This window comes from Paraburkholderia sp. CI2 (genome assembly GCF_014201055.1).
GTDB lineage: Bacteria > Pseudomonadota > Gammaproteobacteria > Burkholderiales > Burkholderiaceae > Paraburkholderia > Paraburkholderia tuberum.
Map to the genome: position 1 here is coordinate 68,733 of NZ_JACHDL010000005.1, position 12,745 is coordinate 81,477.

A 12,745-nucleotide genomic window follows, 5' to 3' on the forward strand; every position below is an offset into this window, starting at 1 on the left:
GCTCAGCGCCGCTCGCCGCCCCGGTTCGCGTCAGCGACGCCCGAACGCTGCTTGGCCAGTTCGGCGCGCACGCCGTGCGGTGCGGCATGCGGCCGCGCGCTGCCGGACGCCTCGAACAGCTGCCACGCGATCAGGCCCGGCACGAATATCAGCAGATCGCGAATTCGCCGCGCGGCCGCGAGCGCGAGACAGATGGCGGGGTCGAGCCCCAGTGCGCCGCCAATCAGTACGAAAGCGCCCTCCTGCACGCCGAGACCGCCCGGCACGAAGAACGCGGCGCTGCTGACCGCCTGGATCAGCGATTCGATTACGATCGCCTCGACGAGCGTCACGCGCGCGCCGAGGAAATACAGCGCGAGCCAGATTTCGAGCGAGGTCAGCACGCATTGCAGCGGCTGCCAGAAGAACAGATAGCGCAGCACGACCGCGCGGCGGCGCCAGATCATCTTGATGGACTGATCGATCTGAGCGGACTGGCCGACCAGCGCGGTTAGCTTGCCGCTCGTCACGCGGTTCGCCACGCGCGTGATGCGCTCGAACGGATTGGCATGCTGGACGAGCCCGAACAGCAACAGCACCGGCGTCAACGCGACCACGCCCCACGCGAGCTGCCCGGCGAGCCGCAGCGCGCCCGATTGCGCATTGGCGAACAGAAAACCAATCCCGACCATCGTGAACATCAGCTGGCTGATCACGGTCAGCTGCATGTCGACGATGGTGCTGGCCACCGCTGTCGACGGCCTGACGCCCCAGCGCTTGAACATACGGAACGACACGAGTTCGCCGCCGATCCGCGCGACCGGCAGCATGCAGTTGACCGATTCGCGCACCCACACCAGATGCAGCATCCTGCCGAAGCTGGGGCGGTTCGCGCCGCGAATCAGCGAGCGCCAGTCGCACGCGTTGGCGATCATTGGCAGCACATGCGCGAGCGCGGCCACCACGAGGCCCGCGCCAGCCGCGCGCAACGCGCTGAGCACCGCGCGCGGATCTTCGCGCCAGACGAGCCACAAAGAGATCAGCAAACCCGCGAGCGCAGCCGCGCGGCCCAGATGCTTCATCATGCGGGCACCTCGCACACGACCTCGATATACGTGATGCGCCGCACGCCGCGTGTCGCCGGGGCGCTGCCATGCGTCTCCAGGGCGCTCCCGTTTCGCCCGCTCGAAACCTCTTCGTTCATTGCCAGCCCAATCTGCCGTTCGTTCGTCATTCGTCCTGCGCCGCCGACAGCAGCCCGTCGCCGTCGACCTTGAAGCTGAAGCCCCGCCAGATCACCCGCGACGAGCGGAAGCTCGCGACGAAAATCGCAAACGATACGATATCCCATAACGGCAGAAGCCACAGATCGCGGCAGCGCTGACGCAACGCCCGATCCGCGCGCCACTTCAACGCGAGACGCGCGACCAGCGTCACTGCCGCGAGCAGCCACGCCCACGGCGCGCCGCCCGAGCACGCGAGCGCGAGCAGCGCGAACGGCAACGGATGCACGAGCGCCGTGCCGAAGTGTCCGAGCGGATCGATGCGGCGAATCGTGCGGCTCCAGCGCAGTTCGTGCGTCACGAGTTGTGCGGCGCTCGCTTCGACACACGCATGCGCGATTGCGAACGGCGGAATCGTGACCTGCTCGCCCGCCGCGCGCACCGCCGCGCCGATCTCGTAGTCCTCGGCCAGATGCTGCACGAACGGCTTGAAGCCGCCGATCCGCTCGTAGGTGTCGCGCCGCATCGCGATGGTCTGGCCGAAGCACGGCCGCGCGAGCCCGAGCGCGAGTCCGGTGACGACGCCCGGCAGGAACTGGTAGTTGGTTGCGATCGCCGACAGCCGCGGCCAGAAACCCGGATCGGGCTGGCCGCGATATGCGCAGGTGACGAGCCCGACGCCCGGCTGCTGCAATTCGCCGATCACGTTGCGCAGATAGTCCGGGCCGACGCACACGTCGCTGTCGGCGAACACGAGCACGTCGTGGCGCGCCTGCGGCACCATGTTGAGGATATTGCTGATCTTGCGATTCGGGCCGTACAGACGCGCATCGGCGACTACGGTGATGTCCGCCTGCGGATGGAGACGCCGCAGTTCGTTGACGGTTTGCAGCGCGGGGTCGGCGCAGTCATGCACGCCGAACAGGAATTGCACGGGCCCGGGATAATTTTGCGCGCAGAAGCTCGACAGATTGTCGAGCAACGCCCACTCGTTGCCATGCAACGGTTTGATCACCGTAATGGGTGGAAAGCTGGAGGGTTCGGCTACATCCCTCGCGAAGAAGCGCCCGATCAGCGCGCTCGCGAGCACGGTGTAGCCGATGCCGACAACGGTCGCCGCCGCGCACGCGTACGCGAGCGTGACGGCGGCGAGGTGTGCGGCGCTCACGCCTCGTGCGCGCGCAGGAAGCGGAAAAATTCGACGCCTTCGCGCAGGCGCCGTTTCATCATGTCCCAGCTCGTCAGCATTTCGCGCAGGATCTCCCAGATCTTCGACGGCCGGAAATAAAAGCGTTTATAGAAGTTTTCGAGCTGGTGGTACATCTCGTCTCGCGACAGATGCGGGTAGCCGATCGCCGCCAGCTGCACGCCTTCCTTGCTGACGAGATTGATCACCTTGTTCTCCGCGAGCCAGCCGTTCTCGACCGCCTGGTTATAGAGCGTAGTGCCCGGGTACGGCGCGGCGAGCGACACCTGGATCGTCAGCGGATTGATCTCTTTCGCGTACTCGATGGTCTTCTGGATCGTTTCCGGCGTCTCGCCCGGCAAGCCGAGAATGAAGGTGCCGTGCACCTTGATGCCCAGCGTGCGGCAGTCCTGGGCGAAGCGCCGCGCGATGTCGGTCCGCAAGCCCTTCTTGACGTTCAGCAGGATCTGGTCGTCGCCGGATTCGTAGCCGACCAGCAGCAGGCGCAAGCCGTTTTCCCTCATGATCTTCAGCGTCGAGTAAGGCACGTTCGCCTTCGCGTTGCACGACCATGTGACGCCCAGCTTGCCCATGCCTCGCGCGATTTCTTCGGCGCGCGGTTTGAAGTCGGTGAACGTGTCGTCGTCGAACATGATCTCCTTGACTTCGGGCATGTTGTCGCGAATCCACTTGACTTCCTCGAGCACGTTCTCGACCGAACGCACCCGATAGCGATGGCCGCCGACCGTTTGCGGCCACAGGCAGAACGTGCACTTCGAGCGGCAGCCGCGGCCAGTGTAGAGCGACACGTACGGATGCTTCAGGTAGCCGTTGAAGTAATTCTTGATGGTCAGATCGCGCTTGTAGATCGGCGCGACGAACGGCAGCTCGTCCATGTTCTCGAGGATCGGGCGCGCTTCGTTGTGCTCGATCGAGCCGTCGGGGGTGCGATAGCTCAAGCCGAGGATCTGCGCGAACGGCTTGCCTTCGGCGATTTCCTTGCAGGTGAAATCGAATTCCTCGCGACACACGAAGTCGATGGCCTCGGTCGCGGTCAGCGAATTGTGCGGATCGACCGCGACCTTCGCGCCGACCATGCCGATCAGCAGCGACGGCTTGCGCTTCCTGAGGTCCTGGGCGAACAACGCGTCGGTCGGGAAGGATGGCGTGCTGGTGTGGATCACCACCAGCTCGTATTGCGAGGCGATGTCGAGGGCGGCGTCGACGGACAGGCCGTCTGCCGTGGCGTCGAGCACGCGGCTGTCGGGAACCAGTGCCGCGGGTTGGGCGAGCCACGTCGGATACCAGAACGAGCGAACTTCACGCTTGGCCTGATAGCGCGAACCCGCACCACCATCGAAGCCGTCGTACGACGGCGCCTGCAAGAACAGAGTTTTCATGGATGCTCCAGCAAGCCTTTATAGGCGCTTTCGGTTTTCAGTCGGGAATCTATTCTGTTCCATTGCCCGAATGCAGGTCGGGAAAGCCTGTGCTCGACCTGCACGTAGCGGTGGCCGCGGTCCGGAAAGGCCACGGGCAGTGGCGCAAATAGTACGGAGCAAAGCTGAAGGAAACCTGAAGAATAATACTGCGTTCAGACCGCGCGCGGCATGCTCCGATGGGGCGATTTGTGCAATCGACGCGCTCGTGCAATCGTGTCGCATCGATGTCGTATCGGTGTGGTAAATGGATAGGTTCTCGCGTGGCGTGCGGGCGAGCCCCGCCGGCGCCGCCGATTCACACCACCTTCACGGGCGCGAACGCTCGGCCCGACGCGTCGCTCATCGCGCGAGATGCCTCGCCCATTCGAGCCAGCCGAGATTGAGGGCCGCGTTTACCACTACGCCGAGCGCCGACGCGAGTGCGGCGATCATGGTCCAGAAGGCCGAGCGCCGCGCCGCGCGCGCCGACGTGTGGGCGGCCGCCGCAGCGTCGCGCGACGCGCTCGCCGCAGCCTGCGCGATATGCGACGACGCCTCCATGCGCGCGAGCGACCTCAGCGCGAAACCGCGCTCGTCGTCGTGCGTGGCGGCGGCCGCCTCACGCGCCGCGTCATCGCGCTGCGTCTGCTCGAACAGATAGCGATGACAGAACGGCGTCAGCGGTTCGTCGGGATAGCGCGCGGCGAAGGTTTTCGCATAGGCGGCGCCGCCATTGCGCTCGATCTCCGCGTAGGCGGCGTCCTTATCCATGGTTGCCTCGCATGCGGATGAGCCGCCCGGCCGGCGTCACACGGGCTTGATGTCGGCGGCCTGTTTGCCTTTCGGCCCCTGCTTGATTTCGAAGCTGACTTTCTGGTTTTCCTGCAACGACTTGAATCCTTCGGATCGAATCTCCGAAAAATGGGCGAACAGATCTTCGCCGCCGTCATCGGGAGTGATGAAGCCGAAGCCCTTTGCGTCGTTGAACCATTTCACTGTTCCGGTTGGCATGGCGATGTCCTCGTGATGCGCTGTAGTAGCGGTTGAATGGATGAAGCGCTGCGTCCTGCAAGCGTTTCGTGCAGCGCTGACGCGGCGCCCCGGCACGACCCGCAAAATCGCTCCGGTGCCAAGCCTGAGCAAGCCGCATGCCGCGCCCGGGCGCCTGCGGGCCGCGCCCGGTGCGATTGCCCGCAATCAGATAAGATAAATGGTATCCGCAATCCGTCCATGGCCGCGCAGGAGTGTCGCCTCGTGCCGCACGTCCGCGCGGCCAGTTGTTTTCCCACTCACAGGAACCCAGCATGGCCATCTCGAGCTATACCGATACCCGTCTTCTGATCAACGGCGAATGGTGCGACGCCGCCAGCGGCAAGACCCTCGACGTGATCAACCCCGCGACCGGCCAGGCCATCGGCAAGGTCGCGCATGCCGGCATCGCCGATCTGGACCGCGCGCTCGAAGCCGCGCAGCGCGGCTTCGAAGCCTGGCGCAAGGTGCCGGCCAACGAGCGCGCAACCGTCATGCGCCGTGCCGCCGCCCTCGTGCGTGAGCGCGCCGCGGACATCGGCCGCCTGATGACGCAGGAACAGGGCAAGCCGTTCGCCGAGGCGCGCGGCGAAGTGCTGGCGGCCGCGGACATCATCGAATGGTTCGCGGACGAAGGCCGCCGCGTGTATGGCCGCATCGTGCCGTCGCGCAACCTTGCCGCGCAGTCGCAGGTGCTGAAGGAGCCGATCGGCCCGGTCGCGGCGTTCACGCCGTGGAACTTCCCGGTCAACCAGGTCGTGCGCAAGCTGTCGGCGGCGCTCGCCTGCGGCTGCTCGTTCCTCGTCAAGGCGCCGGAAGAAACCCCGGCGTCGCCGGCGGCGCTGCTGCAAGCCTTCGTCGAGGCCGGCGTGCCGGCCGGCACGGTCGGCCTCGTGTTCGGCGATCCGGCTGAAATCTCGAGCTACCTGATCCCGCATCCGGTGATCCGCAAGGTCACGTTCACGGGCTCGACGCCGGTCGGCAAGCAGCTCGCGGCGCTGGCCGGCTCGCACATGAAGCGCGCGACGATGGAGCTCGGCGGCCACGCGCCGGTGATCGTCGCGCAAGACGCCGACGTCGCCCTCGCCGTCAAGGCAGCCGGCGCCGCGAAGTTCCGCAACGCGGGCCAGGTCTGCATCTCGCCGACGCGTTTTCTCGTGCACAACAGCCTCCGCGAAGAGTTCGCCGCGGCGCTCGTCAAGCACGCTGAAAGCCTGAAGCTCGGCGACGGTCTCGCCGAAGGCACGACGCTAGGGCCGCTCGCCAACGCGCGCCGTCTGACGGCGATGGCCAAGGTCGTCGACGACGCCCGCAAGACCGGCGCGAAGGTCGCGACGGGCGGCGAGCGCGTCGGTACCGAAGGCAACTTCTTCGCGGCCACCGTGCTGACCGACGTGCCGCTCGACGCCGACGTGTTCAACAACGAGCCGTTCGGCCCGGTCGCCGCGATTCGCGGCTTCGACAAGCTCGAAGAAGCGATCGCCGAAGCGAACCGTCTGCCGTTCGGCCTCGCCGGCTACGCGTATACGAAGTCGTTCGCCAACGTGCACCTGCTGTCGCAGCGCATGGAAGTCGGCATGCTGTGGATCAACCAGCCTGCCACGCCGACGCCGGAAATGCCGTTCGGCGGCGTCAAGGATTCCGGTTACGGCTCGGAAGGCGGCCCGGAGGCGATGGAAGCCTACCTCGTGACCAAGGCGGTCACGGTGATGTCGGTTTAATCACGCCAATCACGCGCTTCGGGAACGGCACCGCGGTTTTGCCGCTCGCATCGTTCCCGAGCGCGGCTCAACCGATCTGCCAGGTCCACGAGTCTTCCGCTCGCGGACCTTTTTTATTGCCATGAACGATATTTCCGCCGAATCGATGCAGCCCACGCTGAGCGGCTCGTTCGTCGAGCTGCGGCCGCTGCGCGAGGAGCACGCGCAGGCCCTCGTCGACGCCGCCGCCGACGGGCAACTGTGGGGCATGAAGCTGACCGTCGTGCCGGGCCCGGCGACGATCGACGCCTATATCGCCACCGCGCTCGCCGGCCGTGCGGCCGGCAAGGTGATGCCGTTTGTGATCGTGCGGCGCGACGAGGATGACGAGAATGACCGTGCTGGCCGGATCGTCGGCAGCACGCGGTTCTGGAAGATCGATCGCGCGAACCGCAAGCTCGAAATCGGCCATACGTGGCTCGCCGCCTCGGCGCAGCGCTCGGTCGTGAACACCGAGGCGAAATATCTGCTGCTGTGCCACGCGTTCGACGTGATGCGCTGCGTGCGCGTGCAGTTCACGACCGACGAGCTCAACGACAAATCGCGCGCGGCGATCCTGCGCATCGGCGCGCAACAGGAAGGCATCGTGCGGCACGAGCGGATCATGCCCGATGGGCGCAAGCGCAACTCGGTGCGCTTTAGCATCATCGACGACGAATGGCCGGCGGTGAAAGCGATGCTCGAAGCGAAGCTGGCGCGCTGAGCGGCGCGCCGGCTTCCTGCTACCGACTCATTCAAACGGGCGCATCGCGCTGCTCGTTGAGCGGCGCCGCCTGCGTCGCGGTGGCGAACTCCTCGCGCAGCGCGTCGCGCGCATGATGCCGGCGCACCCACAGCGCCGTGAGGATCGGCACCAGAATCGCGGTCACGAGGCAAGCGGTGGCGACCATCGCGGTCGCGGCCGGCACCAGCGGTTTGAAGCTCGGAATCATGTCGGCGATGATCGCCGGATTCGCGACCGCGGCCCCTGCCGTCGACGACGCCGCCAGCCCCGCCGCGCCATTGCCGCCGGCAATCCAGCGATCGGCGAGAATCAGCGGCACGCCAGTCACGACGATCACGCCAAGCCCCAGCACGATGCCCGGCAGGCCGCTCGTGACGATCACGTTCAGATCGATGCCGTTGCCGAGCGCAAAGCCGAAAAACGGAATCAGCGGATGCACGCAGCGGCCGAACAGCTCGCGCAGCTCGCTATCGAAGTTGCCGAGCGCAAACCCGATCAGGAACGGCAGCACCGCGCCGACGAACAGGCGCGGCTCGAAGAACGCGACCCCCGTCGCACCCAGAATGATCATGCTGATCAGCGGCCCCGATTCGACCGACATCAGCACGAACGCGCCCGCCTCTTCCTTCGTGCCGTACTGTTGCATCACGGCCGCGTACAGCCCGCCGTTGGTCATGTCCATCGACGTAGTGATCGCGAGCATCGACAGTCCCGCGAACAGCCCGGTCTTGATGCCATCGATCGGAATGAAGCGCGCCGCGATCAGCGTGACGATCCACGCGACCAGCATCTTGGTGGCGAGCAGCGTGCCCGACTTGCGCAGCACGGCGCCGGTCGCGCGCAGGTCGATCGTCGCGCCCATACAGAAGAACCATACCGCGAGGATCGGCACGGTGCCGGTAATCAGGCCGTTGGTGAACGAGCCGAAGTATTTGCCCGCGCCCGGCGCGAACGTATGCACACAGGCGCCGAGCAGCAGCGGCACCAGCATCAGACCGCCAGGAATGCGGTCGATGGCCTTCTTGATCTTCATGCCTCCTCCATGGACGGTGACGTCCCGTTGACGGGCTAATGACCCGCGTTGGTGTCCCGTTCTACGCCGGGCTCTCCCTGTCCGGCGCAATATAGCATCATGAAAGGAACGCCGTTCCGTTTCATTTCTTAAACCTGACTATCGTTTACCCGGTCGTTCGCGCTATGCGTTGCCAGCCGCGATCACCCGTCGCAATATTTTCGGACCAGCGTTCCGAAACCACGATTCTGCGTTACAGTCTCGGGCACATGGCGGCGCCGCGCCCCGCATACCGACAGGAGAACGATCAATGGACGTGAGACAGGCGATCAACAGCGAATACGCGAAGACGCTCGACACCACCGGGCTGCGTCGCGAGTTTCTGGTGGAGCAGATCTTCGAGCGCGATGCGTTGAAGCTCACGTATAGCCATATCGACCGGATCATCGTCGGTGGCGTGTGGCCGGTCGAGCGCGCGGTCGAAGTGCCGGGCTCGCTCGGCAAGGCGATCGGCGTCGACTATCTGCTCGAGCGGCGTGAACTCGGCGCGATCAACATCGGCGGCGACGGCTGGGTCGACGTCGACGGCACGCGCCACACGGTGCGCCGCGAAGAGGCGATCTATATCGGCAAGGGCGCGCAAGCGGTCGGGTTCGGCAGCGCCGACGCCACCCGGCCGGCGAAGTTCTATCTGAACTGCGCGCCCGCGCACACCAGCTATCCGACCCGCACGATCTCGCTCGACCACGCCTCGCCCGAAACCCTCGGCGATCCGGCCACGAGCAACCGCCGCACCATCTACAAGTTCATCGTGCCCGACGTGCTGCCGACCTGCCAGCTGTCGATGGGCATGACGAAGCTCGAACCGGGCAGCCTGTGGAACACGATGCCCTGCCACACGCATGAGCGCCGCATGGAAGTGTATTTCTACTTCGACGTCGCCGACGACGCCGCCGTCTTCCACATGATGGGCGAGCCGCACGAAACCCGGCATATCGTCGTGCGCAACGAGCAGGCGGTGATCTCGCCGAGCTGGTCGATCCATTCGGGCGTCGGCACGCGCGCGTACACATTCATCTGGGGCATGGTCGGCGAGAACCAGGTGTTCGGTGACATGGACCATCTCGCGGTCCGCGAGCTGCGCTGAGCGAACATGAGTCCGAACACATTGAATACTTTCGATCTGACCGGCAAGGTCGCCATCGTGACCGGCAGCAGCACCGGCCTCGGCGCCGGCATGGCCGTCGCGCTCGCCGCGGCCGGCTGCGACATCGTCGGCGTCAGTCGCGCGGACGCGGGCGCGACCGCCGCGCGCGTCGAGGCGCTCGGACGCCGCTTCGCCGACGTGCGCGCCGATCTCGCGTCGACCGTTTCGGTCGACGACATCGTGCGCGCCGCGCTCGAAGCGTTCGGCCGCATCGACGTGCTCGTCAATAACGCAGGCATCATCCGTCGCGAAGACGCGCTCGAGTTTGGCGAAGACGACTGGGACGCGGTCATGGAAGTGAATCTCAAGAGCCTGTTCTTCCTGTCGCAGGCCGCGGCGCGTCAGTTCGTGCGCCAGCAAAGCGGCGGCAAGATCATCAACGTCGCGTCGATGCTGTCGTTCCAGGGCGGCATCCGCGTCGCGTCGTACACCGCGTCGAAAAGCGGCGTGCTCGGTCTGACGCGACTGCTCGCGAACGAATGGGCCGCGCGACGCATCAACGTGAACGCGATCGCGCCCGGCTACATGGCGACCGCGAACACCGCGGCGTTGCGCGACGACGCGCAGCGCAACGAGGAGATACTCGGCCGCATTCCGGCCGGCCGCTGGGGCGTGCCCGACGATCTCGCGGGGCCGGTGGTTTTTCTCGCCTCGTCGGCGTCGGACTACGTGCATGGGCATACACTGGCGGTGGATGGCGGCTGGCTCGCGCGCTAGGGACGGCACAAGCTCGCCACGAGTGCGCGCGACGCGCTATGCTCTGGCGCCGGCGAGCATCGGCTCGATGCGGCAGCGGCGAGTTGGCACAGACAGGGAATGACGAACATGGCGGCAACGGGAACACACAGGAATACTGCGAGGAACACTGCGAGGAACACTGCGCGCGACAAGACGCTCGACAAGACGCTCGATAAGACCCGCGGCAAAGCCCGCAAGGAACCCGCCGGCGCAGCGTCGCTCGATGCGGACAGCGGTGAGCGCGGCGAATCGGCGTCGTCGATCGGGCGCGTGTTCGCGATTCTCGGCGCGATCGGCGACACCGGACAGATCGGCATCAGCGAGCTGTCGCAACGGCTCGGCATGTCGAAGACGACCGTGCATCGTGTGATTCAAACACTGAAGGCGCTCGGCTACGTGAGCCAGGAAGTCGAAACCGAACGCTATCGGCTGACCATCCGTCTGTTCGAGCTCGGCGCGAAAGCGCTCGAAAGCGTCGATCTGGTGCGCGAGGCCGACATCGAGATGCGCCGCATCGGCCAGATGACACGCGAAGCGGTACACCTGGGCGCGCTCGACGACGACGCCATCATCTACATCCACAAGATCGACGCCGACTACGGGCTGCGCATGCAGTCGCGGATCGGCCGACGCAATCCGCTGCATAGCACGGCGATCGGCAAGGTCCTGCTCGCATGGATGGACCCGGCCGACGCGCGTGACGTGCTCTCGCACATCGAATTTCGCAAGTCGACGCAAAAAACCCTGACCTGCGCCGAAGCGGTGTTGAGCATCCTGCCGCGCGTACGCGAGCAGGGCTACGGCGAGGACAACGAGGAGCAGGAAGAAGGCCTGCAATGCATCGCGGTGCCCGTGTTCGACCGCTTCGGCCGTGTGATCGCCGGTCTGTCGATTTCGTTTCCGACGATGCGCTGCGGTGCCGACACGAAGCAGCATTACGTCGCGTTGCTCAAAGAGGCCGGTCTCGCGATTTCGACGCGGCTCGGCTATCGCGAAGCGACCGCCCCGGAGCCCGCGGCCGCGCAGTAGGTTGCGCGCGCGATGCGTTTTTACCTATCCCACCGAAGCTTAAGACAAGCTGATGACGCTACAGGTGTAGCGTCTTTCCATCACGCTCGCCCGAGCTCACTACCGAACTTCTTACCCAGTCTGCAACCGAATGTATCTGCGCCGCATACACATGCCGAAAATCGATGCGCTTCTTTTTTCAGCAATCGAGGCGCCGAACCTTCGCTTCGAATCCATGCTTCGTCTGCCTTTGAAGGCGTTTTTTTTCATAGACCCTTCAAGGGTTTGCCCGCGCGCTTGACAGTCGCCCGGCATTTCGACCCGTAACCCGCGGCGCCTTCCCTCCTCGTTCATCGCACTCGCATCGACGTTTCGGCGCGAGCTCGGATCGACACGTCCTGTTACACACAAACACACCGGTAATCGCGCCGCTCAGTAGAGTTCGGTTCAAACGAAAGCGCATCAGATGAAATGCTTCGCACGACAGGCACTCGCATCACAGATTTCAGGGAGCAACATCATGAAAAAAATCCTCGCATTGGTCATTCTTGCCGCCACGCTCGGTGGCGCGTTGAGCGGCTGCATCGTCGTCCCTGACGATCATCCGCATCATGACCACTACTACGAACGTTATTGACGGGCCATCACGCGCAGTAGGTGCGCGTCCGGCTCGCCACTCCATCACAGACATCCACACAACAGAGAACAATCATGAGTCTTTCACGCAGCCGCTGGGTATCGTTGACCGTCGTCGCGGGTCTCGCGATCGGCGCATCATCGGCCGCTTTCGCGCACGTCGATGTCGGCGTGAACATCGGCGTGCCGGGCATCGCGGTCGCGCCCGCCGTGGTCGAGGCTCCGCCGCCCGTCTATGTGCAGCCCGCGCCCGTCTATGCGCCTGCGCCGCCTCCCGCGGTCATAGTCGCTCCGGGCTGGTACGGCGAACGCTACTACGATGGTCATCGCTATTGGGAGCGTCGCCAGTGGGAGCGGCGCGAGTGGCAACGTCGCCACGGCGAATGGCGCGATGCACGCGGCCCGCACGGCGACTGGCACGACAACGGCTGGCACGGTCATGGTCATGACGATCGCGGGCATGACCATTGATAGACGGCAGGTGGCGTCCATCGCGCCACCGTGTCGCGCTTGCATTCGCGCCACCCCTTTGACAGGAGCGACGACGTGCTACGCAATGATCCGAGACGAGTAACCGCGCAGGTCGACGGCGCGCACATTTGCGCCGAATACAGCGAGCTGACCGGCCAGCTGTGCCTGCGCCAGGACGGCACGCTGGTGCGCGAATGGTTTCCGCCGCATTCGTGGATGGCGATCGCGTCGGTGGCCGGCGCGCGCCACTGGGGCACGCGGCCAACCGACGACGAATTGCTCGCGTTGCTGCACAACGAAATGGCGTTGCTGCGCGCGTCCTGAGCGGTCGCGCGTTGTTCGAGCGTAGCG

13 protein-coding genes are annotated in these 12,745 nt (G+C 65.3%); 7 read left to right on the forward strand and 6 right to left on the reverse strand.

The window, feature by feature from the left end; all coding sequences use genetic code 11:
• Positions 1–2 precede the first annotated feature (2 nt).
• The 5 genes from HDG32_RS09395 to HDG32_RS09415 form a co-directional block, all read right to left on the reverse strand.
• A complete protein-coding gene (locus HDG32_RS09395) occupies positions 3–1,064 on the reverse strand; it encodes a lysylphosphatidylglycerol synthase domain-containing protein (RefSeq protein ID WP_184065893.1) in 1,062 nt (353 codons plus the stop codon).
• Between the two features lie 145 nt (positions 1,065–1,209).
• Positions 1,210–2,370, reverse strand: a complete 1,161-nt coding sequence (gene hpnI / locus HDG32_RS09400; RefSeq protein WP_184065896.1) for a bacteriohopanetetrol glucosamine biosynthesis glycosyltransferase HpnI — start codon at positions 2,368–2,370, stop codon at positions 1,210–1,212.
• Positions 2,367–3,788 (reverse strand): hopanoid biosynthesis associated radical SAM protein HpnJ, encoded by a 1,422-nt coding sequence (gene hpnJ / locus HDG32_RS09405; RefSeq protein ID WP_184043334.1) that lies wholly within the window; start codon positions 3,786–3,788, stop codon positions 2,367–2,369. Before hpnJ ends, hpnI begins: the two co-directional genes overlap by 4 nt.
• 381 nt (positions 3,789–4,169) lie before the next feature.
• The gene (locus HDG32_RS09410; RefSeq protein WP_184022753.1) at positions 4,170–4,580 is read right to left on the reverse strand and encodes a hypothetical protein; all 411 of its coding nucleotides are present in this window, start codon (positions 4,578–4,580) and stop codon (positions 4,170–4,172) included.
• Between the two features lie 36 nt (positions 4,581–4,616).
• The gene (locus tag HDG32_RS09415) at positions 4,617–4,820 is read right to left on the reverse strand and encodes a cold-shock protein (RefSeq protein ID WP_007181784.1); all 204 of its coding nucleotides are present in this window, start codon (positions 4,818–4,820) and stop codon (positions 4,617–4,619) included.
• 293 nt (positions 4,821–5,113) lie between these two features.
• On the opposite strand from HDG32_RS09415, the gene HDG32_RS09420 reads away from it, so the two are divergent.
• Positions 5,114–6,559, forward strand: coding sequence for an NAD-dependent succinate-semialdehyde dehydrogenase (locus tag HDG32_RS09420; protein WP_184065898.1), 1,446 nt, complete (start codon positions 5,114–5,116; stop codon positions 6,557–6,559).
• A gap of 121 nt (positions 6,560–6,680) precedes the next feature.
• Positions 6,681–7,301, forward strand: coding sequence for a GNAT family N-acetyltransferase (locus tag HDG32_RS09425; RefSeq protein WP_184065901.1), 621 nt, complete (start codon positions 6,681–6,683; stop codon positions 7,299–7,301).
• Positions 7,302–7,332: 31 nt separating this feature from the next.
• Here the strand turns inward: HDG32_RS09425 and kdgT are convergent, their stop codons facing one another.
• On the reverse strand, positions 7,333–8,355 hold the full coding sequence (gene kdgT, locus HDG32_RS09430; protein ID WP_184065904.1) for a 2-keto-3-deoxygluconate transporter: 1,023 nt from the start codon (positions 8,353–8,355) through the stop codon (positions 7,333–7,335).
• A 289-nt stretch (positions 8,356–8,644) separates the two neighbouring features.
• On the opposite strand from kdgT, the gene kduI reads away from it, so the two are divergent.
• From kduI to HDG32_RS09455, 5 genes are all read left to right on the forward strand, one after another.
• Entirely contained in the window at positions 8,645–9,481 is an 837-nt protein-coding gene (gene kduI, locus HDG32_RS09435; RefSeq protein WP_184065907.1) for a 5-dehydro-4-deoxy-D-glucuronate isomerase, read from the forward strand.
• 6 nt (positions 9,482–9,487) lie between these two features.
• On the forward strand, positions 9,488–10,258 hold the full coding sequence (kduD, locus tag HDG32_RS09440; protein ID WP_184065909.1) for a 2-dehydro-3-deoxy-D-gluconate 5-dehydrogenase KduD: 771 nt from the start codon (positions 9,488–9,490) through the stop codon (positions 10,256–10,258).
• A gap of 99 nt (positions 10,259–10,357) precedes the next feature.
• The gene (kdgR, locus tag HDG32_RS09445) at positions 10,358–11,308 is read left to right on the forward strand and encodes a DNA-binding transcriptional regulator KdgR (protein WP_184065911.1); all 951 of its coding nucleotides are present in this window, start codon (positions 10,358–10,360) and stop codon (positions 11,306–11,308) included.
• Between the two features lie 690 nt (positions 11,309–11,998).
• Positions 11,999–12,394 carry a hypothetical protein gene (locus HDG32_RS09450; RefSeq protein ID WP_184065913.1) on the forward strand — a complete coding sequence of 132 codons (396 nt, stop codon included), beginning with the start codon at positions 11,999–12,001 and terminating at the stop codon, positions 12,392–12,394.
• Positions 12,395–12,469: 75 nt separating this feature from the next.
• On the forward strand, positions 12,470–12,718 hold the full coding sequence (locus HDG32_RS09455; protein WP_026225344.1) for a hypothetical protein: 249 nt from the start codon (positions 12,470–12,472) through the stop codon (positions 12,716–12,718).
• The last annotated feature ends 27 nt before the right edge of the window (positions 12,719–12,745 follow it).

Coding starts and splice junctions, on each gene's coding strand:
- HDG32_RS09395 (WP_184065893.1), bottom strand. CDS start 1,064: ATGATGAAGCATCTGGGCCGCGCGGCTGCGCTCGCGGGTTTGCTGATC.
- hpnJ (WP_184043334.1), bottom strand. CDS start 3,788: ATGAAAACTCTGTTCTTGCAGGCGCCGTCGTACGACGGCTTCGATGGT.
- HDG32_RS09410 (WP_184022753.1), bottom strand. CDS start 4,580: ATGGATAAGGACGCCGCCTACGCGGAGATCGAGCGCAATGGCGGCGCC.
- HDG32_RS09415 (WP_007181784.1), bottom strand. CDS start 4,820: ATGCCAACCGGAACAGTGAAATGGTTCAACGACGCAAAGGGCTTCGGC.
- HDG32_RS09420 (WP_184065898.1), top strand. CDS start 5,114: ATGGCCATCTCGAGCTATACCGATACCCGTCTTCTGATCAACGGCGAA.
- HDG32_RS09425 (WP_184065901.1), top strand. CDS start 6,681: ATGAACGATATTTCCGCCGAATCGATGCAGCCCACGCTGAGCGGCTCG.
- kdgT (WP_184065904.1), bottom strand. CDS start 8,355: ATGAAGATCAAGAAGGCCATCGACCGCATTCCTGGCGGTCTGATGCTG.
- kduI (WP_184065907.1), top strand. CDS start 8,645: ATGGACGTGAGACAGGCGATCAACAGCGAATACGCGAAGACGCTCGAC.
- kduD (WP_184065909.1), top strand. CDS start 9,488: ATGAGTCCGAACACATTGAATACTTTCGATCTGACCGGCAAGGTCGCC.
- kdgR (WP_184065911.1), top strand. CDS start 10,358: ATGACGAACATGGCGGCAACGGGAACACACAGGAATACTGCGAGGAAC.
- HDG32_RS09450 (WP_184065913.1), top strand. CDS start 11,999: ATGAGTCTTTCACGCAGCCGCTGGGTATCGTTGACCGTCGTCGCGGGT.